Source organism: Cysteiniphilum halobium (assembly GCF_003574425.1).
In the GTDB taxonomy this organism is placed as follows: Bacteria; Pseudomonadota; Gammaproteobacteria; order Francisellales; family Francisellaceae; genus Caedibacter; species Caedibacter halobius.
In genome coordinates this window covers 18,885-41,788 of record NZ_QLIU01000035.1, presented here as the reverse complement: position 1 = coordinate 41,788, position 22,904 = coordinate 18,885, and the positions used below count along the sequence as shown (strand labels likewise).

Annotated in this window: 17 protein-coding genes; 3 read left to right on the top strand and 14 right to left on the bottom strand. The window is 37.4% G+C overall.

What is annotated here, in order from left to right; translation table 11 throughout:
* Positions 1 to 66: 66 nt before the first annotated feature.
* The 7 genes from DNK85_RS07710 to DNK85_RS11545 all read right to left on the bottom strand — a co-directional run bounded on the left by DNK85_RS07710 (position 67) and on the right by DNK85_RS11545 (position 10,386).
* Positions 67 to 306 carry a hypothetical protein gene (locus DNK85_RS07710; RefSeq protein ID WP_119329003.1) on the bottom strand — a complete coding sequence of 80 codons (240 nt, stop codon included), beginning with the start codon at positions 304 to 306 and terminating at the stop codon, positions 67 to 69.
* Positions 307 to 568: 262 nt separating this feature from the next.
* On the bottom strand, positions 569 to 1,111 hold the full coding sequence (locus DNK85_RS07705; RefSeq protein WP_119329002.1) for an Lcl C-terminal domain-containing protein: 543 nt from the start codon (positions 1,109 to 1,111) through the stop codon (positions 569 to 571).
* A gap of 175 nt (positions 1,112 to 1,286) precedes the next feature.
* Positions 1,287 to 3,464 carry an Lcl C-terminal domain-containing protein gene (locus tag DNK85_RS07700; protein ID WP_162896601.1) on the bottom strand — a complete coding sequence of 726 codons (2,178 nt, stop codon included), beginning with the start codon at positions 3,462 to 3,464 and terminating at the stop codon, positions 1,287 to 1,289.
* Positions 3,465 to 3,725: 261 nt separating this feature from the next.
* The gene (locus DNK85_RS07695) at positions 3,726 to 6,839 is read right to left on the bottom strand and encodes an efflux RND transporter permease subunit (RefSeq protein ID WP_162896600.1); all 3,114 of its coding nucleotides are present in this window, start codon (positions 6,837 to 6,839) and stop codon (positions 3,726 to 3,728) included.
* 14 nt (positions 6,840 to 6,853) lie between these two features.
* Positions 6,854 to 7,945 carry an efflux RND transporter periplasmic adaptor subunit gene (locus DNK85_RS07690; RefSeq protein WP_119328999.1) on the bottom strand — a complete coding sequence of 364 codons (1,092 nt, stop codon included), beginning with the start codon at positions 7,943 to 7,945 and terminating at the stop codon, positions 6,854 to 6,856.
* 452 nt (positions 7,946 to 8,397) lie between these two features.
* On the bottom strand, positions 8,398 to 9,744 hold the full coding sequence (locus tag DNK85_RS07685) for a DUF3573 domain-containing protein (RefSeq protein WP_119328998.1): 1,347 nt from the start codon (positions 9,742 to 9,744) through the stop codon (positions 8,398 to 8,400).
* A 483-nt stretch (positions 9,745 to 10,227) separates the two neighbouring features.
* A complete protein-coding gene (locus DNK85_RS11545; protein ID WP_162896599.1) occupies positions 10,228 to 10,386 on the bottom strand; it encodes a hypothetical protein in 159 nt (52 codons plus the stop codon).
* 412 nt (positions 10,387 to 10,798) lie between these two features.
* Between DNK85_RS11545 and DNK85_RS07680 the strand changes: the two genes are divergently transcribed.
* The 3 genes from DNK85_RS07680 to DNK85_RS07670 all read left to right on the top strand — a co-directional run bounded on the left by DNK85_RS07680 (position 10,799) and on the right by DNK85_RS07670 (position 13,454).
* The gene (locus tag DNK85_RS07680; RefSeq protein WP_119328997.1) at positions 10,799 to 11,236 is read left to right on the top strand and encodes a hypothetical protein; all 438 of its coding nucleotides are present in this window, start codon (positions 10,799 to 10,801) and stop codon (positions 11,234 to 11,236) included.
* 228 nt (positions 11,237 to 11,464) lie between these two features.
* On the top strand, positions 11,465 to 12,439 hold the full coding sequence (locus DNK85_RS07675) for an HlyD family secretion protein (RefSeq protein WP_119328996.1): 975 nt from the start codon (positions 11,465 to 11,467) through the stop codon (positions 12,437 to 12,439).
* Entirely contained in the window at positions 12,426 to 13,454 is a 1,029-nt protein-coding gene (locus DNK85_RS07670; RefSeq protein WP_162896598.1) for an FUSC family protein, read from the top strand. Before DNK85_RS07675 ends, DNK85_RS07670 begins: the two co-directional genes overlap by 14 nt.
* On the opposite strand, the gene DNK85_RS07665 is transcribed toward DNK85_RS07670, so the two are convergent.
* From DNK85_RS07665 to argG, 7 genes are all read right to left on the bottom strand, one after another.
* Positions 13,455 to 15,095, bottom strand: a complete 1,641-nt coding sequence (locus DNK85_RS07665) for a CTP synthase (protein ID WP_119328994.1) — start codon at positions 15,093 to 15,095, stop codon at positions 13,455 to 13,457.
* Between the two features lie 286 nt (positions 15,096 to 15,381).
* The gene (gene argH, locus DNK85_RS07660; protein WP_119328993.1) at positions 15,382 to 16,830 is read right to left on the bottom strand and encodes an argininosuccinate lyase; all 1,449 of its coding nucleotides are present in this window, start codon (positions 16,828 to 16,830) and stop codon (positions 15,382 to 15,384) included.
* Positions 16,818 to 17,936, bottom strand: coding sequence for a M20/M25/M40 family metallo-hydrolase (locus DNK85_RS07655; RefSeq protein ID WP_235842410.1), 1,119 nt, complete (start codon positions 17,934 to 17,936; stop codon positions 16,818 to 16,820). The genes argH and DNK85_RS07655 overlap by 13 nt, the downstream gene beginning before the upstream one ends.
* Positions 17,937 to 18,749, bottom strand: coding sequence for an acetylglutamate kinase (gene argB / locus DNK85_RS07650; RefSeq protein WP_162896597.1), 813 nt, complete (start codon positions 18,747 to 18,749; stop codon positions 17,937 to 17,939). It lies immediately after the preceding gene.
* The gene (locus tag DNK85_RS07645) at positions 18,736 to 19,749 is read right to left on the bottom strand and encodes a Rossmann-fold NAD(P)-binding domain-containing protein (protein ID WP_119328991.1); all 1,014 of its coding nucleotides are present in this window, start codon (positions 19,747 to 19,749) and stop codon (positions 18,736 to 18,738) included. Before DNK85_RS07645 ends, argB begins: the two co-directional genes overlap by 14 nt.
* A 97-nt stretch (positions 19,750 to 19,846) precedes the next feature.
* Positions 19,847 to 20,818 (bottom strand): N-acetyl-gamma-glutamyl-phosphate reductase, encoded by a 972-nt coding sequence (argC, locus tag DNK85_RS07640; RefSeq protein WP_235842409.1) that lies wholly within the window; start codon positions 20,816 to 20,818, stop codon positions 19,847 to 19,849.
* Positions 20,819 to 20,824: 6 nt separating this feature from the next.
* A complete protein-coding gene (argG, locus tag DNK85_RS07635) occupies positions 20,825 to 22,675 on the bottom strand; it encodes an argininosuccinate synthase (protein WP_119328990.1) in 1,851 nt (616 codons plus the stop codon).
* Positions 22,676 to 22,904: the final 229 nt, after the last annotated feature.

The following is a 22,904-nucleotide window of genomic DNA, read 5'->3' as shown; positions in this document are numbered from 1 at the left end:
GGTAAAATTATGGCATCAATTAAGCTTGTATTTGAGCTAAAGTTAACAAAAATTCAAATGGAAAAATTAGTTAGTGTCCTGTAGTGTGGGGTTTTTGATACAAGCCAGAACGCTGCGCTCATCTACTTTCTCTGACAACACGGGCAGTTTTGTAACTTCTTCCAATGTCATTTGTGATAAGCTTCCAATCTTACCTATGGTATCAATATCAATATCATCAATGATATGACTGATATCATAAATCATTCCTTTATGAAAGATTGCTGGTTTAGTTTGACCTTGAACACGATATCTTAAAAATTTCATAGATTCCCACCTTAGCATTATTTTATTACACACCAGATCTAGACTCATCACACGCAAAATGCAAAGCAAAAAGTTCTGTAAAATGGTTTGTGATGGGTATACATCTCACGTTATAAGTCTATGCTAAATGAGCCTAAATATATAATGATAAAAAATTATTAGGGTAATAATCCGCGTTTATAGCTCACAAGAGGGGAAACCACAATCTAACTAATATTTATATAAAAAACTAATTAATTTGAATTTTTATACTAAAAAACAATCAATTAGGCCCGCGAACAGGCAAAACATAGCCAAGCGCCGAATCGATGGGACCTATCCAACCACCAGCCATACTAAGGACCCACACGTCCTTGGCGTTGGGTGAGAAAATCGTAGCGCTAAAATAAAAGTCGCTTTGAATACCACTAAAACCATTTGCATTTAACCAATGTGCAGGAGAAGTTGTATCTGCATAATTTACTAGAGAGCGTAATTCGTTAACTGTTGGCAAGCGCCAGTCATTATATCCACATAAGCTTAATTTTTTAGCGTAACTTACTGCATCACTCCAGGCGATAGAACCAGAAGCACTACCGTCTTTAGCCCACATTAATCCCGTCAATTTATCATACTCAGCATCATTGCATGTAGAATTATCTGTCTTCTTAGCAGATATAAATCTTGGTGTTGGCCACTGACCTGGTCCTGTATCCGTAGGGTTTGTGTTTTGAATAATTACACCTGTACTCGCAAATCCATCATTCCAGGCACAAAAACTAGATAGCAGGCTAAACAATAACAGTGTTTTATTTATTTTTCTCATTTTTCCTCCTAAAAAGTTAGTCTAAAGGTTTGGTGTTTTAATATGAATGAAAGAAACTCTTTCTTTAATGTGTCTGGCAAGCCGTTATTTTGTATAATGACAAAGTCAATAGCACGACATAAAAGTTAATATGTACATTTATATGCGCTAATATGCCCACGATTAATTCTTTTAATTAAGTAGACTCACGAACAGGCAACATGTAACATACAACATCAGTCTGCGCAGCAAGTATATCACCAAGAGACAAGCCAACATACCACCAGCTACTGCGTGTAAGAGCACCAACATTACTGGTCCAATAACAATCACTTTTAATATCACTAAAACCATTTGCATTTAACCAATGTGCAGGAGAGGTTGTATCTGCATAATTTATCAGAGAGAGCAACTCGTTAACTGTTGGCAAGCGCCAGTCATTATATCCACATAAGGTTAAATTATTAGCATAAGTCAAGGCATCATTCACCTTTTTTTTACCAGCAGCACTACCATCTTTAGCCCACATTAACCCCGTCAATTTATCATACTCAGCATCATTACATGCAGCAGACTTGTCTTTCTTTTTGGCTGGCTCAAATCTTGTCGCTGGCCAGGACCAACTATCCTCAGCGGCACCTGGTCCTGTATTAATTGGTGTAGTAGCTAGTAATGCTAACGAAGCACTGGATATAGTGACATCACTGCCTTGATTATAATGTAACGTCAAACTTACCCTCTTATTCCCATTGCTTTCTGGGGTAAACGTCCCTGTCCAAGTACAGTTATGCTGTGCTGCAATTGACGTGACACCGTTACAGGTACTATCTGCAGTATCTATTGTAAAATCTGCAGGTAAGGAATTCGTAAAGCTTACTCCTGTCGCAGATAATGCTCGATCAATATTAGTAAAGGTGTATACAAATGAGTAACTTTGCCCCTTGATAGCCTTCTCTGGAATATCTTGGGTTTTAGCACCTGTGACAGCAACAGCAGGGACTTGTGAGGTACTCGTTAAAGTCACATCACTACCTTGAGCATAATGTAACGTAATCATCATCGACTTACTACCACCGGATAATGGCATAAACTCACCTGTCCAGGTACAGCTACCATTTGCTGGAATTGACTTGACATTATTACAGGTACTCTGAGTAGTATCTATCGTAAAGTCTGCTGATGAAGATAAGGAATTCGTAAAGCTTATTCCTGTCGCAGGTGATGTTGTACTAGTATTACGAAAAGTGTAGGTAAATGGATAGCTTACTCTTTTAACTGTATTTGCTGGAATATCTCGGGTTTTGATGCCAGTGACAACAACATCAGTTACTTGTGAAGAGCTCGTTAAAGCTACATCACCGCCCTCAGCATAATGTAACGTGATCGTCATTGATCTACGACCATCGGATGATATTGGCTTAAAGTTCCCTTTCCAAGTACAGCTACTATTTGCTGGAAAGAAGTGCGACCACTCGACATAATCACAACTACTGTCAGGATCTAAATAAAAGTAATCCACACTAACTGAATCGGAATCAGTAAAGCTTACTTTTGTCGCAGGTCGTCTTGCATTGGTATTAGTAAAGGTATATTCAAATGGATAAGTTGATCCCTTAAGAGTATTTGCTGGAACATCTTCTGTTTTGATAGCTTTCACTACAACATCTGAAAAACTTATGTCAGCAAGTGAGTCCCTATGCAAATCCAATTTTAATTGCCCCGTCACACCATTCTTTTTGCCCGCGATCTTAAGGCTGCAAGTATCTCCAGGCTTCAGAGAGTTAGAACACGTACTATCTGTAGTCGAGACGCTGGTAATTTCTTTGTTTTCTGCATCAGTAAAATGTACATTCTTATCAAAGTATGCCGTTACGTTACTGGTATTAGTAATTGATACAGTGTTAATCACATTAACAGGCAAAACCTCTTGCGAGTTAAGGTTGATCTTCAATCGATGTTTTTTAAGACTAGCACTTTCAGACTTACTAACACCATTTGATAATTTAACCACAAATTTAAGTTTCTCAACATCTGCTGCTTGTTTTGTTAATGATGTCATTAATTCGCAAGACGTCCCAAGAGCAATATTTTGGCAATTATTCGTAACTACGATATTTGCATTAGGTACAATATCAATTGAATAGGTTACCGCTTTACTACTAGAAACAGAAGTCAAAGAGCTCTCAGCATTTGCTGCAGCAACAAGAATACTAAATTCCTCACTTGCAGACTCAGAAACATTGAGCCCATCAGAATATGTCACCTTATAAACTGTTGAAGATCCCCCCCCACTACTAGATTGACCTGAACCCCCACCACAGCCCAGAAGCAAAAAAGCTTGGAGAGTTACTATTAATAATTTTAATTTTTTCATAAATTTCACCCCAGTAAATGGTTCTATATGCAATCTGCGTTTCATCCCAAATAGTGACTACCATTTAACATTTTATCTTTCCATATACCTATCCGGAAAACGAAAAAAACAAAACCTTGATTGAGAAAAAGTCAACACCCAAAACAAGGCACAGCACAGTTTGCATAGCCAAAAATAGATGACTTCTTATAGCTGAATACCTCTTGACATACAGGCAAAGACTACAATTCTTGTTTATAGCTACTAGATAAACAGAAGTTGCTAATTATCTTGTTCTAGCGATTTGATCTCAAGTGCTTGTCGCTGTTTTTTCAAGAATAGCTTTTGCTTATTCTGCGCAAGAAAAATATACATTATAGGAACAATAAACAGGGTAAAAATAGTTCCTATTAACATACCAAAACAAATAATCATACCCATAGATTGTCTACCAACAGCACCAGCACCAGAGGCAAACACCAATGGTAAAACACCCACAACCATAGCAGCTGTTGTCATGAGAATCGGGCGAACCCTTAACTCTGCAGACGATAATATTGCGACAATTTTGTTTTTACCTTTTAATTGTTCTTTATTAGCAAACTCAACCAATAATATCCCATGCTTACTAATCAAGCCTATCAAGGTAATCAGACCAACTTGTGAATAAATATTGAGTGAGGCAAATCCCGCATGATAGCTCTTGCCAATATAAAGTGGTAACAACGCCCCAAATATTGACATAGGCACAGTAATAAGAATAACAAAAGGATCCCTAAAGCTCTCAAACTGCGCAGCTAACACAAGATATATAATAATAATTGCAAAGAGAAAAGCATAAAGCATTTGGTTTGAGTTTTGGACAACTGAGCGCGATGAACCAACATAAGTATGCATATAACCTTTTGGTAATATCGTTTTAGATAAGTTTTGCAAATAGTTAATTGCATCCCCTTGCGTAATACCTTCCGCAGGTACGGCAAAAATAGTTGCTGAATTTAACCCTTGAAATCTATTTCTCATATAAATGGATGGCTGAACTTCAAAAGTAGCTATTGATGATAGTGGAACCATTGCCCCTGACTTCGTTTTCAATTGTAATTGCTTTAACTGATCAATGCTAAGTTTCATACTATCTAGCATCTCAGGGATCACTTGATAACCATAACCAAAAAGATCAAAGTAATTAACATATCCACCAGAGTATGAATAACTTAAATCATTGGCAAGATCACTCATCGATATCCCAAGCTCTGCAGCTTTATTACGGTCAATATTAACGGATACTTGATCATTATCAAATAGAAGGTCACTCTTAGCAAAGAGGAACTTTTTACTTGCCATCATGGCAGCAACCACTTTACCAGCAACTGTATTTAACGAATCATAATCTTTTGATGTTTGAATCACATATTCAATAGGTGGTCCAAAGTCACTACCTGGTAATGGTGGTAAAGTAAAGGTAACAAACTGAAACCCAGGGAATTGATTCAACGCTTTTTGCAATTTAGGCTGTAATTCCATCTGTGTTTGCTTACGCTCATCCCAAGGCTTTAAAAACACACCAGAAAATAATAATAACTTGACAGGGAAACCATGACCAATCCATCTACCATGTACACTCTCTGGATAGGAAGACAGTAATTTATTAACTGATTTATCCTCTGATTCAAGATAATGAATATTACTTGCAGAAGGCGCTATCCCTTTGATACCAATAATACCCTGATCCTCTGTTGGCGCCAAATCAGATGGGATATGCACAAACATATACAAAACACATCCAAACACAGCAACAACAATTAAAAGCATCGCAATACGAATATTAACTACTCTTTTTAATACGGCAAGATAGCCATTTTTTACTTTAGAAAATACTTTATCAACGTATATTACCATTGGTTTATGTATACTTGCTTGCGTAATAATTTTAGAACACAACATCGGAGAGAAAGTATAAGCAACAATGACTGAAATAATCACAATATCGATCAGAGTATAAGCAAACTCAATAAATAATTGCCCTGTTAAGCCACCTACTAATCCAATGGGAATAAATACAACGACAATGGTGCTTGCCATAAGAATCAGTGGTGATGCTATCTCTCTGGCACCTTTAATTGATGCCTTAAAGGGAGGTAACCCCTCTTCGATATGCCTATGAATATTTTCAAGCACAACAATGCCATCATCAGCAACTAATCCAATTGCTAAAATAATGGCCAGAAAGCTTAACAAATTAAAGGAGAATCCCATCAATGCCATTAGCGAGAATGATCCAATAATTGCCAAAGGAATCGATACAATAGGAATAATGGTTGACCTAATTGACCCTGTAAATAAAAAGATCACTAAAATAACAATAATCACTGCTTCAATGAGTGATTTTAACACCTCACGAATGGATGCATGTACGTAACTTGCACCTGTATATACTAGGTTGATATTCATATTTTTAGGCAGTGAGCTCCTAATAATAGGAAGCTGTTGCTTTATTTTACGCTCAACATCCAAAATATTTGCACTTGGTGTTAATAACAGACTTGAAAAAATAGCTACTTGGCCATTGTAAAGCGTATTGGTTGTATAATCTTGTCTGCCTAATTCCGCCTTTCCAATGTCTTTAATTCTAACAATACGACCATTAACATTTTTAATTGCTAAATCATTATATTGATCAACTGTGCTTAAATTAGTGGTTGGAATAACGGTTACATCATAATAAGGACCTTTTATCTCACCACCTGCAGCAATGGTACTATTAGCTTTAAGCGCATTTGCAACATCAGATGGAGTAACATTAAAGGCAGCCATTTTTTTATAATTCAGCCAGATCCTCATGGCATAACTACTTGATCCGACTAATCTTACCTGGGCAACACCACCTAATGCTTCAAGCTCTGGCGTTAGCTCATTTTGTGCATATGCTGTCATCATTGGAACGGTTGCTGTTTTGTCTTTTGCGGTAATAACAAATACAAAAGAAGGGAAAGTATCCCCTGTAGTCATATTAATTGATGGAGATTCTGTTCCTTTTGGCAGCTGACTTAATACGGCATTAACTTTCTGCACAACCTGACTTAATACAATATTTGGGTTTGCATCAATGCTTGTTTTAACCTCAATATCACTTGACCCAAGTGTGCTGCGTGACGACATATAGTCAATACCATCTGCTCCTGCAACAGAATGCTCTAAAGGAGATGTTATAAACCCTTGAATGATCTTGGGATTTGCGCCTGGATAGGATGTTGTAATTGTAATAAGGGCATCATTTATTTGTGGATACTCACTGACTTGCATCATAAAAGCGCTACCAATACCAGCAACTAAGATCAATGCACTAATGACAAAAGCTAAAACAGGGTTTTTAATAAAGATATCTATAAAACGCACAATAATTCCCTCGCTTAAGAAGCTTTATTTACTATTTTTACATACTGACCATCCGTCACTCTGTTAAGTCCGTTGTTAATAATCTTCTCATTAGGTTTTAAGCCACTAACAACGGTTTTACCTTTACCAAAATAAAGAGGGGTAATATCTTCTTCTTTAGCGATATAGACATTTTGTGTAGCTGTTTTATTAAGCACGTAAACTGATTCTCCATACATTGAATAGTTAATAGCAGTATTTGGAATAGCAATAGCATTTGAAATAGCAGGCAGCTCCAGTTTGATATTCGCAATCATATTCGGTAAGAGCGTAGCTTTCTCATTTTCATTGGGGAATGTCGCTCTGACTTCTACCGAACCACTATCCACTGATAATTTTGAATCATACGCTGTAACTGCACCTGAAAACGCTAACTCAGGATAAGCATCAACCGTAAAGGAAATTTTTTGCCCTATTTTAACTTCTGATATGTTTTTTTGTGGAATAGGAAAGTCAACATACATCGGGGAAAGTTTAGTTAAGGAGACAGCCACATCACCTGATTTAAAGTACTCTCCCACATTGATTTTACGAATACCAATTAACCCTGAGAAAGGTGCAGTAACCTGATGATATGCAAGTGATGCTTTTAGACTGTCATAGTTGCCTTTAGCACTTTCATAGTTGGCTTGCATCGTTTGTAGCTGTGCCGTTGATACTGCATTTTGTTTGTATAGTTCTTTATATCGTTGATAATTTGTTTTTGCGAGCATCAACTCTCCTTTAGCAGACTCAAATTTACCTTGTAAATCTTTATCTTCTATCGTAAACAATTCTTGGCCACTAGCAACAGTCTTCCCTGAGTGAAAGGATATGCTCTTGATAACACCTGAGACATTGGATGTAATATCAACCTGTTGTGCAGCTTCAGTCTTACCGACGGCATCAATTACCGGTGTCCATTGCGCATTTTTAGTTGTGAAAAAATCAACTACCATAGCGTTTTTTTCTGGGTTTTCAGCTGGTGGTTTTGACCCCATTAATGAACTAAAGATCACAACAAGAATGATAACCAAGAAAATAGCAGCTATAACAATAGCGGCAATAATATTATTCCTTTTTGACATGCTAACTACCTTATTTTTAGCTTCGGCACATAGGCTTTATTTTTGTGCATAGACTGTTTTTTTAACAAGTGTCGAGTATATATAATTTTGAGGCCTGTATGGGGAGAGTATTTGGAAACCATCGTTCCAATAAAGTTTAATATCCATCTTTATGCATGGCTATAGCTAATCCACAAATGCTTTCGTACAATTTCCGTTATTTTCTTGGCACTTTTGTATGATGATATTTTATCAATAGATATACACATCGTTCATCGTTTTGTAGTGTTTAATGTTGAGGAAAACTTTGATACTTTTAGATGATGGTATTGCAGATAATTGCGTGGTGAGATATCGAGCTCACATTATTTATACCGCTCGTAAATCAGAAAAAAATCCCATAAATGATACTATGAAAACAGGAAAGGTATAAAACGCATCACTTATGGGAAACTTAGGTATATTTAACCTCTCTAGAAGAAAGTTGTAATATCTAGTGTTAATTCATTCGTATGTTTATGATCATAAGTACTCATATACGCATACTCAAGACTCACTAAATTATTTTTAGATAACACAGGACGCGTAATATATGCAAGATACTCGCTTTGCACACCAAATAAAGATGGTGATTTTGCTACATCACCAGCTATTGAGTAAGGAATATTTTGCGTATTATATGCCTGTTGATAGCCAAATGAGAACTGTGTTGACTCACCAAGGATATCTGGTGAAGCCGTTGCTTGTAGATACCACGCACCAAGTAATGAGTTATTACTATAATCTTCTTTATTTGTTGTAGTAGTTGCACCAGCATTTAAGGTATAAACATCATAGCCAAAGTATCCTTCAACGTTGACAACACCATTTCTATTATCATTTACCACTTGCCCTGGCGTACCATCTGGATTATAAACTGGTTTATTGATATTACTTGATGCAGGAAGTGCACTTAACCAATTGTACATATATCCAACCGTACCACCATAAACAAACTTATTATAATGTCCATCATAGAAACCACTTAACATAAAGTCGCCAGTTTGCTTATTCGCCTGAAAATAGGCAGCATTTAAATTCAGACCATCTTTATAGTAGCCTAGATTTGCAGAAACCACATTATGATTTGGTCTGAAATATCCTTGAGTCAATCCAGCAGCCCATGGCGCACCATTTGCAAAAGAACCAAAGGTCAATCGGTTTTTACCCACAGTTAAATACACCGGATAATCTTTTAAATTACCAAACGTAACAAAGGCTTCATTTATAATTGGAGCGGAATAACTCTCACCTGTAATAGTCATATTTGTTTGCACATAATGACTCAAGTTTCCAGTTAAATAAATATCTCCCTCTGTTAAATATAAACCACGACCTGATTGATAACCGTTTGTATGGCCATTTGGTGGATAATCGCCTATAACAGTAAGCTTACTTCCCCACCACTGTACAGCATCCCATTCCATCTTACCCCCTATCGCTAGTGTGTAATCTGGCATTTCTGCACGATCTTTTAGATAGGTAATTGGCGTTTTAGAAGACGAACCAGCACCAAATGGTGTTGTTAGATTATCATCCCAGAAAAAGTATTTGCCAGCATCAAAGCCTGTAACAGATTTAGACGATTTATCCTGAGATTCAGCCTTTTTTTGAGCAGATTTCTGCGTTTGCGCAATTTGCTCAATCTGTGCTTGCAATGATTTGATTTGTGACTGCAGATTAGAAATCTCGCCTTGATTTGATTCGGCAGCATAACTTGCAGATGCCAATACAAATGACGACAAGATAATTCCAGATAGTGTTTTTTGGACTTTTTTCATTACTCCCCCTCTCGTTAACTATTACTACTACATTACAAGCAAATTTCATTTATATTTATTTGTTAGTTTATTCGTAGCATCTATCTTGCTCGCCAGACATAAAAAGCCAAACAGCACAATAAAGCACTCCCCCTAACAATACTCGCAAAAAGACTCCAGCTCTTGCTTACTCACAATATTGCAATAGTTTTTCCCTATTTTAAAGAAACTAATTTTCAACGAGAGTTTCCACTTTTTACTTTTTAAAAAGCGGAACCAGGGTAATCATTGATCATAGAAAGATCCTGACGCAAATAACTATCAGGAATTTCCATTTTAGGATCTGGTTATAAAAGACATAAAATTTTCATAAGTATTTTCCTTGATTCATTGACCTATCCACCATAGCTCTTTTGCCATGTCAACTACATTTTACTTATTTATATTGCTTGTATGAGAAGAAAAAAACACCACGGGGGTTAACTAAAGTTGGTAATGAAAGACTTATTGTTTACATTTTGTATTATCTTTTGTATTTTTTTCGCCATGGTGGTGTGTGCTTTGTTGAAATTGATGGTGATTTGCATAGTAATCGTTATCCCTTGCGTAAAGACCACTAAAGCTCAGAACTAGCAGTGCGCTAATCATCGTTAACATTTTCATCGTATGACTCCTTAAATAAATATTTGACTTCGATCACTACACATGCTTATGAAAATAGATAATGATCATTGACATTGGCTATAATCAAACTTTTAATGCTTGTTTTCAATACTATAAACCTAAATTTATCATTAAAAATTCTACACACCCAATAAAACACGTCTTCCCATTGAAACGAATATTTTTCAATTAATGTTCGATATTTTTCAACAACCACAGCCGTGATAAAATAATATAATGTTTAGAATTAATAAACATACAATATCAGAATTTATATGTCGCTTGCAAATTATATAAATCATTTTGCGCTGTTTAATGGCGAAGAAGTTTTTGATGCTTTTGAGTGATGAGTTGCAGCAGAAGTATCAACTTCGAAAAGCAACTACCTTGTCTCTAGATGTGAGTTAACCCCATGAGAAATAATAAAAAAACAATGAAAAACAAATCTTTCAACCTAACTCTTAGCTTGCTTCAAGTTATAGCAATTACTTTATTAGTTATAAGTGCGCAAAATATTTCAGCAAAAGGGCTATTACCATCACCGATTTACTATCCAGAACATTTTTATAACATATCAACTACCCATACTTCTTATGCATATGCACCACAGTCTTATGACAATGCGAATAATGTAAATTTTTACTTACTGAATAAGCACGATTCCCTATACATAAAATTGGGCGTACATGATATACGTAATACAATTTATGTAATTCAAGGTGCGGCAGTGAACACAAATATAACCTCTGCTGAACCAATCAATCCATTACAAAAAAACATAGCATTTGGTCCTAACTATAATCCACTGAAAACGACCAATGTAACACTTAGCATTGACCTACTTCTATAGCAACACATCCATAATGTCATATTAGGCGTTATTCAAAGATGACATCTCATCGACATGTTCAGGGATTGGCGCGTGTATATGTTGCACCTCAATAGGAAATGTAATACTACCTAATCCTCCATCTGTAACAACTATTGTTAAAGTCAATCACAGAAATACTGTAAAATGCTTTGTGATGGGTATATGATAATTCATAAATAGCAACCTCAATATGAAGTTAAAGCGCACATGCAAAAATCGCCCCGCAACATTCTGTGGTTTTTTCTGTCAATCGTTAGCATTGTTATATTTATAGTTATTTATATTGTTTTTGATCGTGATTTTGCACGTGACGCCTATCTATATGCCCACTTCTCAAAAGTTAGCAGTAATGAAAGTGGTGAAGTGACGCAAACCTTTATCCATGACGGCGATCGTATTAAAGCAGGTGATAAACTATTTACCATTAACTGCCAGCCCTATCTGTTAAAGCTATCAACGATTAAAGCCAACATCCTGCAAAAACAAACACAAATTATTGATTTAACGGCTGAAAAATCACTCGCAATCACATTAAGTAATACCCAAAAAGAAAAACTTAGTGTTCAACAGCAGCGTCTTAAAAGTTATCAACGACTTAAAGCGGGTAACGACATCTCTCAGGATAATTTCAACACTCAATATCAAGCCTTCTTATCGCAAAAGCTTGATACAATTAAAGCACAGCAAGCAATTGCTAATTTGACAACCACTATTAATTTATTAAAATCTGACATTCAAAACCTGGAAACGACAAAAAATACAATTGAGTATCATATTAATCAATGTACCATCATTGCAAAGACAACGGGCATTGTAACAAATTTCCATTTACAAACTGGCGACTATATCAACCAAGGACTACCTCTTTTCTCTATTGTCAACCCCAATGAATGGTTTGTTATTGCAAATGTAAAAGAGTCTAATCTCTCAAATGTTAAAGTGGGAGATAAGGTAAAAATAACAACCAGTGTGACAGGTGAAAGTATACTATCAGGTACTGTAATGTTTAAAGAAGTCGGCATTAACCGTCCTGAATATAATCAATTTAGCGCATTTACTAAAACAAATGCTAATATTGACTGGATCAAATTTGATCAACGCTTTCCAGTCATTATAAAACTTGATGCTAGTAAATATAATAACCATTTCAAACTAGGTGCTGATGCACATGTCTGGTTTTAAAACAACTATTCAATCCTTTTTCATCCCCACGCACTCAAAGTTTAATTTTGCTGTCTCCATGATCAGCGCTCTTACCGCAATTATTGCAGTATTGATCGCTTTATATTTACATATAAATCCGCCTTTTTGGGCGATGACTACTGTATTTGCATTAACGGCATCCAATCGATCGATTATTCTATATAAATCACCCAGAAGGCTAGTTGCTACAATTACTGGCTGCATAACTGCGCTAGGCATTGCAATGATATTTTCAAGCCTCCCATTACTGGGTTTGGTTATGGTTTTTTTTATCAGCTTTAGTGGGTTTTATTTATCGCGGCGATTACCAGAGAACTATCTTCTGCTTTTCTTTACCATTCACGTTTTTATGTTCGGCTCAGTTTTTCTTTTTGACCCCAACAGTGCCTTTTCACTTATGGTTGGGCGAATTTTAGATAACATACTAGGTATAACACTTGTTGTTTTTATCTTTTGCTGCTTATTTCATTTTCTTATGCCACCTCAAAGCATTCATTCACCAAAAGTAAAAGACCATATCAGTGCTATACATTACAGTGCAATCATGCTGATCTCTTCAATCTTAGCACTTTGTGCTTGGTATTTTTTTGATATTCCTGGCGGTGCGCTCAATATGATTGTAACAATTGTTATTATTAGCGAGATTCAACACGAAAGTATTATGAATAAAGGGCAAAATCGCTTATGGGGATGTCTCTGTGGGATTGTTGCTGGCGCTATTGTTTTGCTCATTTCAACATTCAGCATCACTGCAATGTTTATTCTATTTTTTGCCATTGCAACGGCTTTTATGTATTACAGCTTACAGCATCCCAAGTTTGGTTATGCTGGACTCCAGGCTGCTGTTGTTTTAGCTATTATCAGCTTTCCCCACCTCAATACCGAAATATCAATGCAAGAAGGCTTATATAGAGCGCTTGGGATATTCATTGGTCTTATTATCATTATATTGATTCATCCCATATATATGAGATTATTCAAGATAAGAACATAACTACAAACACGCCTTCACAAAGCCTTCAAATAATCGATGTCCATCACGCGGAGTTGATGTAAACTCTGGGTGAAACTGACAAGCGATAAACCATGGATGCGTTGGAATCTCAACTATCTCAACAAGCTTTTGATCTTGCGATTTACCACTGATAACAAGTCCTGCATTTTCCAACGCTTCGACATAATTATTATTAACCTCATAACGATGGCGATGCCGCTCTTTAATACTATCTGCGGCATACACCTTATATGCTAAACTATCTTTTTTCAGATGACATAATTGTGCGCCTAAGCGCATCGTGCCACCCATATCAGATTGTGATGAGCGTTTTTCTTTATCCCCTGTTGCTGTTTGCCACTCAGTGATCAAGCCAATCACAATATCTTTGGCTTTTGGATCAAATTCAGTACTATTGGCATCCTTTAACCCCAATACATTGCGTGCATATTCAATCACCGCAACCTGCATGCCTAAACAAATACCTAAGAATGGGATTTTATGCTCACGCGCATATTGTACTGCTTTGATCTTACCCTCAACACCACGTGACCCAAAACCACCAGGCACTAAAATACCATCAACTTTACCGATGACTTTTTTAACATCATCTTTTTCAATATCTTCCGAGTCAATAAATTTAATATTGACCTTGGCATGATTGTGAATTCCTGCATGAAACAATGCTTCATTTAATGATTTATAGGCTTCTGTTAAACTGACATATTTACCGACCATGGCAATGGTGATTTCTTTTTGTGGATTGTTAATCTCATAGACTACCTTATCCCATTCAGATAAGTCTGCCGAGCGCACATGCAGTCCAAGTTGACTCACAACACAAATATCTAAACCTTGGTCGTGATATTTGCGTGGAATCTCATAAATACTTGACACGTCTTCCGCACTAAAAACGGCTGATTCGGCAACATTAGTAAACAAGGCAATTTTACGCTTCTCATCATCGCTAAAGCTCGCCTCACAGCGACAGACCAAGATATCAGGTTGGATACCAATAGAACGCAACTCTTTGACCGAGTGTTGTGTTGGCTTAGTTTTTAGCTCGCCTGCGGCTTTTATATATGGCAATAACGTCAAATGCAAAAACAAACTACGCAATTTACCCAACTCTTGTGCTAATTGGCGAATTGCCTCAAGAAAAGGCAATGACTCAATATCACCAACTGTACCACCGACTTCAATGATAGCAACATCGACCTGATCATCAACGCCTTGTAGGATTTTAAGCTTAATCTCATCAGTAATATGTGGAATAACCTGAATCGTGCCACCAAGATAATCACCACGACGCTCTTTCTTTATCACATCTTGATAAACGCGCCCTGTCGTGAAGTTATTACGCTTAGTCATTTTAGTACGAATAAAGCGCTCGTAATGCCCCAAATCTAAATCAGTTTCGGCACCATCTTCAGTGACAAACACCTCACCGTGTTGCAATGGACTCATCGTGCCAGGATCGATATTAATATAAGGATCAAGCTTCATTAAGGTGACATTTAAACCACGACATTCTAATAAAGTTGCCAAAGAGGCAGCTGTAATCCCTTTACCCAAAGATGACACTACACCACCGGTAACAAAGACAAACTTAGTATGTTGATTTTCAATACGAGTTGACATAAAAGATAATACATTAAACGCTGTTAATGTTGGCAAAGCATAGCAAAAAGCCCTTTGTGAAGCTAGTTAAATTTATGATGATGCATAAGAAAAAAATGGCTATGACCATATTCCTGCCCACTTTGATTGTGTAAGCGTTGGCTGAGCGTAAGTCGAAGCCTTTATGAAGTATGATTTTCCCAAGCTTACCCACTTCGACTAATGCTCAGTGCATCGCTTCTACTTACGCTCAGGGTACGGTGAGCACTTGTGGGTGAGCATTTAGTCTTAGCCAAAAAATAAAGCTCTAGAGTTGCACTACTTTCTCAATCACAGAAATCGCCTTGGCAACATTGGCAACTGCCGTACCACCCATTGCGGTTTTGCTATTCACTGCTGCTTCAATACTTAATACTTGATAGACATCGTTATCAATCATCACTGAAAAACGCTGAAATTCAGAAAGTGTTAAATCAGTTAATGACTTATTTTCACTCAAGGCATATGCGGTAATTTCTCCGACAATATGATGTGCTTTTCTAAAAGCAATACCCTTTTTAGTGAGGTAATCGGCAAGTTCCGTCGCCACACAAAAGCTCCCTTGATAGCTTTTATCTTTATTTACCACTAAGCTTTCAACCGTTATCGTTGTTACTTTCAATAAGTCACTCACAGTATCAACTGCAGCAAAGAGTGCTTCTTTATCCTCTTGCAGATCTTTGTTATACCCCGATGGTAAGGCTTTAACCGTTGTTAATAATGCAACTAAATAACCATTTAAACGCCCAGCTTTGCCCCGAACTAATTCCATTGCATCTGGGTTTTTCTTCTGTGGCATGAGCGATGATCCTGTAGTCACCAAATCACTCATTTCAACCAAATCAAACTCGGTTGTTGAGTAGGTAATCATATCTTCTGCAAAGCGACTTAAATGCGTCCCAATAAGACTAATTGCTGCCAACAGTTCAATAATATAATCGCGATCACTTACCGCATCCAGGCTATTTTGGGCAATCTCACCAAAGCCTAAAGCATCTGCCATTTTCTGGCGATCCAAATGCCAAGCATTGCCAGCAATCGCCCCCATACCTAGTGGTGAAGCATTGACACGCTTTTTAATATCTAAAAGCCTCGCATCATCACGTTTCAGCATTTCATAAAAAGATAAGAAATAGTGCCCCCACGTTATCGGTTGTGCTTGTTGTAAATGAGTATAGCCCATGACAAATACGTCAACATTTGCTTTGGCTTGGGTGACAAAAGCCACTTGTAAGTCTTGAATCAAATCACATAAATGCGCAATATGATCAAGTACCCATAATCTTGTGGCACAAGAGACCTGCTCATTGCGCGACCTTCCAGTATTGGCTTTATACGCAAGATCACCTACTCTTTCCACCAAAGACTGCTCAACAAAGGTATGAATATCCTCCACACCATTCTCAATTGCCTGTTGCATAAGGTGCGGGTTGTCATCCACATCTTGCTTAATCTGTGTTAACGCCTGATGCAAATCATTTAGCTCTTTTTTAGATAAAACATTTATATCACATAGTGCATCGGTAAATGCTTTTGTCGCTTTGATATCATACGGTAACAGTCGATAATCAAAACTAAGTGATGCATTAAAACGCACAAACAAAGGATTGTTATCTTCTGTAAAGCGCCCACCCCAAAGTTTTTGTTTTTTCTGATTTCCTTGTAGATCTTGCTTTTTATGCTTTTCTTGAGTTTCTTTACTGATTACTTCTGCCATGGCTTATCCTTTAATTCATTAAAAAACGTGATAAAAAATAGAACACCTTCGTTGATTTGATCAACATAAATAAACTCATCGGCACTGTGTGAACGTTTAGAATCACCAGGTGAAAACTTAACACTGGGACAATTTACAATTGCCTGATCTGAAGTTGTTGGTGAGCCATAACTATTAATACCTTTTGCTAATAATGCTTGCATTAACGGATGCTTAAGCGGCGTTTTACTGGACTTGATGCGCAGCGATCTAGGTGTTACATCGGAGAACATATGTTTGCGCATAATATGCAGCACATCTTCATTGCTATAAGCATCCGTCGTTCTGACATCAACAACAAAATGACACTTCTCAGGAACAACATTGTGTTTCACTCCGGCATCAATCATCGTTACACTCATTTTCACCTCACCCAATGTCTCTGAAGTTTGTGGAAATTGATAGCTATTGATCCAGTTGATATCTTTAACGGCTTTTAATATTGCATTATCCCCCTCATTGCGTGCGGCATGTCCTGTTGTACCATATGCCACACAATCACACACCATCAAGCCCTTTTCACTAATAGCAAGCTCCATACTCGTTGGCTCACCAACGATCGCAAAGTCAATAGTATCAAAAAATGTCAGCGCCAACTCGGCGCCATTCTTCCCTGAGGTCTCTTCTTCGGCAGCCGCGCATAATAACAAATTAAAAGGTAAATTCTCCTTTTCATAAAAGTAACTAAAAGTGGTTATCATACTAACCAATGCGCCACCGGCATCATTGGATCCCAAGCCATATAATTTGCCGTCAATCATTTCAGCACAATAAGGATCACGCGTATAGCTTTTGCTCGGTGGCACGGTATCGTGATGTGAGATCAGTAAAATGGATGGTTTATTATCATCAAAATATTTATTCTTAGCACATACATTATTACCAACCAATGTGCTGGAAATCCCACGCTCAAATAACCATTGTTGAATAAATGCCGCACTTTGTGCTTCATCTGTTGAAATCGATGGAATTGCAATTAAACACTGAAGTAACGCCAAAGCTTCCGTTTGTTTATATGCTATATCTTCTGACAACATACCTGGATGTAAACTGATATCATTTATCATCTAGTGAACCTCCTCTGCTAAGGTAATTGTCGTGACTTTACATTTCTCTTTTTGCAAAGTACGCGCAATATGATCAGCATTACTAATCACGACTTGATAAACATCAGAGGCTAATGCATCAAAGCAATTCTTAAGCTTAACCAACATACCTTGTTGAACCTTACCTTCTACCTTTAAGCGTTTATAAACACTCAAGTCTAGTGTTTCAATCAATGAATGTGGGTTAGCAATATCCTCATAAACCCCTGCCAAATCCATACAATAATATAAATTGACCTGATATTGATGTGCTAATGCTTTCGCAATTTCATATGCCACCGTATCAGCATTGGTGTTTAAAAGCTGCCCCCTGCCATCATGTGTAATCGGAGCAACAACTGGCAACAAACCATTATCCATAAGATTTACTAACACATCACTATGAATTGATTTAATATCGCCAACAAAACCAAAATCATGCATCTGAGTTCCGCGCTTGTTACTTAACAGCAAATTAGCATCAACACCACTTAAACCCCATGCGTTAACACCATTGGCTTGCAGTTTAGCAACTATCTGTTTATTGATTAGTCCTGCTAATACCATTGTCACTACCTCTAACGATGCGCGATCCGTCACTCGTCGTCCATTAATAAAGGTAGATTCAATACCAAGAGACTCTGCTAACTTGCTAACCTGATCGCCACCGCCATGCACGATAACGCATGGATCATTTTGCTGTGAAATAGCGTATAATAATGCATTAAGCTTGCTTTCATCATCGATTACGCGCCCGCCTAATTTGATGATATTAAGAGTTTTATTCAACTTCATCAGCATAGACTTTCTCACTTAATAATGGTGCTTTTAACTTTTGTTGTTTCAACGTGTTCACAAGTTTAGATAGTATATATTGCGCGGCGTATAACCGATTCTCAGCCTGTGCAATGACAATGGAGCGCTTAGAATCCAATACATCATCGGCAATCACTAAGTTGCGTCTGACAGGTAAGCAGTGCATAACCTTGGCATTAGGGGCATTTTTAAGCTTTTTTTGAGTAATCATCCATTTGGCATCAGTATTGATCACCTTGCCATATGCTTTGGTACTTGACCAATTTTTGACATAGATAAAATCGGCATCTTTAAATGCTTCATCCTGATCGTAGATCACCTTGGCATCACCGATAAATTGCCGATCTAACTCATAGCCTTCAGGGTGTGTTACCACAAACGTATAATCCATGAGTTGCATACTTTCAGCAAACGAGTTTGCCACTGCATGCGGCAAAGGATTAACATGTGGTGCCCAGCTTAAAACAACTTTTGGTCTTTTAAGGTAAACAGATGTTTTATGCTCTTCAATCGTCAGAATATCAGCCAGACTCTGCAAAGGATGACGCAAGGCTGATTCTAAATTCACTATTGGACAGTTAGTATACTTTTTAAATGCATTAAAGATTTGTTCTTGATAATCCGCTTCTTTATCGATGAGCTTGGCAAATGAGCGAATTGCAACAATATCACAATAACGCGCAATCACTTGCGCTGCTTCTTTAATATGCTCAGGTTTATCGGTATTCATCACCACACCTTCGTTGAACTCCAATGCCCAGCCATTGTTTACATCAATTGGTAATACATTCAAACCAATATTTTGAGCCGCTTTAATTGTTGAGATTTTGGTACGTAAACTTGGGTTTAAAAAAATAATCCCTAAGGTTTTGTGCGCTCCTAGCTCACCATTAGCATAAGGGTTTTGCTTAATCTCAATACATGATTGAATCGCCTCTTGGATATTATCAATATCTTTAATACTCAAATACTGCTGCATGCTTATTTTACTCCTAGTACTTGTGTTTCTCTTATCTTATGAATTCTCTGCTGGCTGAGCGTTAGTCGAAGCCATTATATAAATTCATAAAATCACCTTAAAAAACACTGGCTTTAAGCGACAAACCTAACTCACAAGGTAAGCCAAACATAAGATTCATATTCTGCACAGCTTGCCCTGAAGCCCCTTTAATCAAATTGTCAATGACACTGACAACATGCAGATATTCACCATGTTTTTTCACGGATAATAGACAAGCGTTGGTATTAACGACCATTTTTAAATCTGGTTCATGATCCAAAACTTTGACAAAAGCATTTTGATCGTAGAATGCTTGTAATAGCTCTTGCGCATCGGCTTCAGTGAGATCTGACTTAAAATAAATCGAGGCAAAAATACCACGACTAAAATTGCCACGCATTGGTACAAATAGTAGTTGATTGCTTGGTGATAATCTAAGTGCTTGTTTAATTTCAGCCAAATGCTGATGCGAAAATGCTTTATACACAGACATATTGTTGGCACGCCAACTAAAATGCGAAGTTGCACTAGGCATCACACCGGCACCTGTTGATCCGGTAATGGCATTGATATGAACATCTCCCTCAAGGCACTTACGAAAAGGCATTAATGCCAGAATAATCGCCGTAGCAAAACAACCTGGATTAGCAATATGAGATGCTGAGGCAATCGCGCTTTGCTTAATATCTGCCAAACCATAAATAAAATCGGGATTTTCTTTCGTATCTCGATGATCCTGGCTTAAGTCAATAACCTTGGTCTCTGCTTTGAATTGATGCTGTTTAAGTGCCTCCTTAGCTTGCCCATGACCCACACATAAGAACACGACATCGACATTATAATTTATCTCTTTATCAAATACGCGTTTATTATCGATCAGATAGAAATCATGGTGTGTTTTAGCAATTAACTGGCCTGCCTTTGAGGTACTATGTATAAATTGAATATCAACCTGTGGATGATAAATAAGTAAACGCAAAAGCTCACCAGCGGTATAACCGGCACCACCTAAAATACCAACCTTTATTTTGTTATTATGCATTATCATAAAATTTTATTCCGTCACCACTGTTGTTTTGATTGTGTTGTCTTTATTTTGTAGTTGATAATAAGCGGCAAGTTGTGTGCTCATCACTTTAGTAAATCCTTTGACATCATCACCACTGAAACTTGTATTCTCTTCACCATATTTGGCATTTTGCGCCTGCATTAAGTCATGCTTGGATTGCACACCCAATACTACAAAATGCAGTGGATAAAGCTTAACAAATACATCACCTGTCACCTTTTCCTGCGTGGATAAAAGTAGTGCCTCAATATCGCGTACCGCTGGATCCAGGAACTGGCCTTCATGCACCATCTCAGCATAGGTATCACTTAAACTTGATTTAATCTTAAGCTGCATTTTGGTTAACACATGTTTTTCCAATAAATAATGCGCCTTTATGAGTATCAAAGGTGCAGGCGCTTCAAAACCGACACGCCCTTTGATATTGATAATGGTATCACCTACATGAATATCACGGCCAATACCATATTGACTGGCAAGATCATTAAGCTTTTGGATTACCTGAATACAGTTTGACAATTCATCATTTAATGCGATCGGCTCACCTTTGAGAAATGTAATTTTTAGTATTTCTTCTAGATCTTCTGTTTTGGTCACCTTAGTTGGCCAAGCCTCATCTTTTAAGTATAAGTGTGAACTTAAGGTCTCAACACCGCCGACAGAGGTACCCCATAAGCCTTTATTAATCGAATAATTTTTGCTACTTTCACTACAACTCACACCAGCTTCAATTAAATATGCTTGAGTTGCAGCGCGTGATAATTTCAAATCACGAATCGGTGTGATAATTTGGGCTTCCGGACACAGTATATGAAACATCAGATCAAAACGCACTTGATCATTACCAGCGCCCGTGCAGCCATGCGCAATTTTTGTAATACCCATCGTCTTTGCCACCTTAGCAATCGTCATTGCCTGAAAAGCACGCTCAGCACTGACAGATAAAGGATAGCAGTTATTCTTAAGCGCATTAGCAAAAATCAAGAACTTAACACATTCCTGATAAAAGTCTTTCGTTACATCAATACTTTGATGTGTTTTCGCCCCCAATTGGTAAGCCCTGCGTTCAATCTGTGCCAACTCAACTAAACTAAAGCCACCGGTATTAACGGTTACTGTATGTACTTCTAAACCATGCTCTTGCTGTAAATACTTAACACAAAAGCTCGTATCCAAACCTCCACTAAACGCGACGATTACCTTCATTTGTTGTTTCCTTTTGTGACTTTGCTTATCTTGTTGATTTTGTAATATATTTTGTTGTTCTTGTTGTTCTTTTCGCTCTATTTGTTTTCTCACCGGATCATAAAGCATCCCCGTGCATAGACAGTTTTGATACTCTTTGGCTTGTAAAATCGGGAAATTTACGCAACTCATGCACCCCTGCCAAAAAGTCTTATCAGTTGTTAAGCCAGTAAATGCAGCCGGTTCATAACCCAACTCATAATTAATGCGCATCACTTGTGGGTTGGTCGTCAGTCCAAAAATCTTGGCGTTTGGATAATACGCTCGCGCTAACAGGAATGCTTTTGACTTTAAGGCTTTGGATAAGCCTAAATTGCGATACTCTGGGAAAACGATTAAGCCTGAATTAGAAACATAAGACTTATCTTGCCATGACTCGATATAACAAAAGCCTACAATTTTGTTAAGTAAGCGGTCAATAGCAATAACAGCGTGCTGAGAACGTATTTTTTCTTGCAAATAACTGACACTGCGCTTGGCAATACCCGTTTTTCTTTGCTTAGCACTTTCTTCAATCTGCCTGGCAATGGCACCGGCAAAATGGCAATGTGAGCTATCAGCAATAATAATGTCGATATGGCTTAACTTCATGGGATGTTTCAATTAATCAAAACAAAGCTCAACGATAGCAAAGACTTAATGATAGATAAAATTCATTTTTTATATATTTTGATGAATTAAATTCATCAAAATATGTTTTTCCATTAGTGAATTAGGCTATGACCATATTACTGCCCACTTTGATGTTGTAAGCGTTGGCTGAGCGTAAGTCGAAGCCTCTATGAAGTGTGATTTTCCCAAGCTCACCCACTTCGACTGA

What these genes read in the sequence shown, in the direction of transcription:
- DNK85_RS07710 (WP_119329003.1), bottom strand. Translation starts at nt 306, where the DNA reads ATGAAATTTTTAAGATATCGTGTTCAAGGTCAAACTAAACCAGCAATC.
- DNK85_RS07705 (WP_119329002.1), bottom strand. Translation starts at nt 1,111, where the DNA reads ATGAGAAAAATAAATAAAACACTGTTATTGTTTAGCCTGCTATCTAGT.
- DNK85_RS07700 (WP_162896601.1), bottom strand. Translation starts at nt 3,464, where the DNA reads ATGAAAAAATTAAAATTATTAATAGTAACTCTCCAAGCTTTTTTGCTT.
- DNK85_RS07690 (WP_119328999.1), bottom strand. Translation starts at nt 7,945, where the DNA reads ATGTCAAAAAGGAATAATATTATTGCCGCTATTGTTATAGCTGCTATT.
- DNK85_RS07685 (WP_119328998.1), bottom strand. Translation starts at nt 9,744, where the DNA reads ATGAAAAAAGTCCAAAAAACACTATCTGGAATTATCTTGTCGTCATTT.
- DNK85_RS11545 (WP_162896599.1), bottom strand. Translation starts at nt 10,386, where the DNA reads ATGAAAATGTTAACGATGATTAGCGCACTGCTAGTTCTGAGCTTTAGT.
- DNK85_RS07680 (WP_119328997.1), top strand. Translation starts at nt 10,799, where the DNA reads ATGAGAAATAATAAAAAAACAATGAAAAACAAATCTTTCAACCTAACT.
- DNK85_RS07675 (WP_119328996.1), top strand. Translation starts at nt 11,465, where the DNA reads ATGCAAAAATCGCCCCGCAACATTCTGTGGTTTTTTCTGTCAATCGTT.
- DNK85_RS07670 (WP_162896598.1), top strand. Translation starts at nt 12,426, where the DNA reads ATGTCTGGTTTTAAAACAACTATTCAATCCTTTTTCATCCCCACGCAC.
- DNK85_RS07665 (WP_119328994.1), bottom strand. Translation starts at nt 15,095, where the DNA reads ATGTCAACTCGTATTGAAAATCAACATACTAAGTTTGTCTTTGTTACC.
- argH (WP_119328993.1), bottom strand. Translation starts at nt 16,830, where the DNA reads ATGGCAGAAGTAATCAGTAAAGAAACTCAAGAAAAGCATAAAAAGCAA.
- DNK85_RS07655 (WP_235842410.1), bottom strand. Translation starts at nt 17,936, where the DNA reads ATGATAAATGATATCAGTTTACATCCAGGTATGTTGTCAGAAGATATA.
- argB (WP_162896597.1), bottom strand. Translation starts at nt 18,749, where the DNA reads ATGAAGTTGAATAAAACTCTTAATATCATCAAATTAGGCGGGCGCGTA.
- DNK85_RS07645 (WP_119328991.1), bottom strand. Translation starts at nt 19,749, where the DNA reads ATGCAGCAGTATTTGAGTATTAAAGATATTGATAATATCCAAGAGGCG.
- argC (WP_235842409.1), bottom strand. Translation starts at nt 20,818, where the DNA reads ATGATAATGCATAATAACAAAATAAAGGTTGGTATTTTAGGTGGTGCC.
- argG (WP_119328990.1), bottom strand. Translation starts at nt 22,675, where the DNA reads ATGAAGTTAAGCCATATCGACATTATTATTGCTGATAGCTCACATTGC.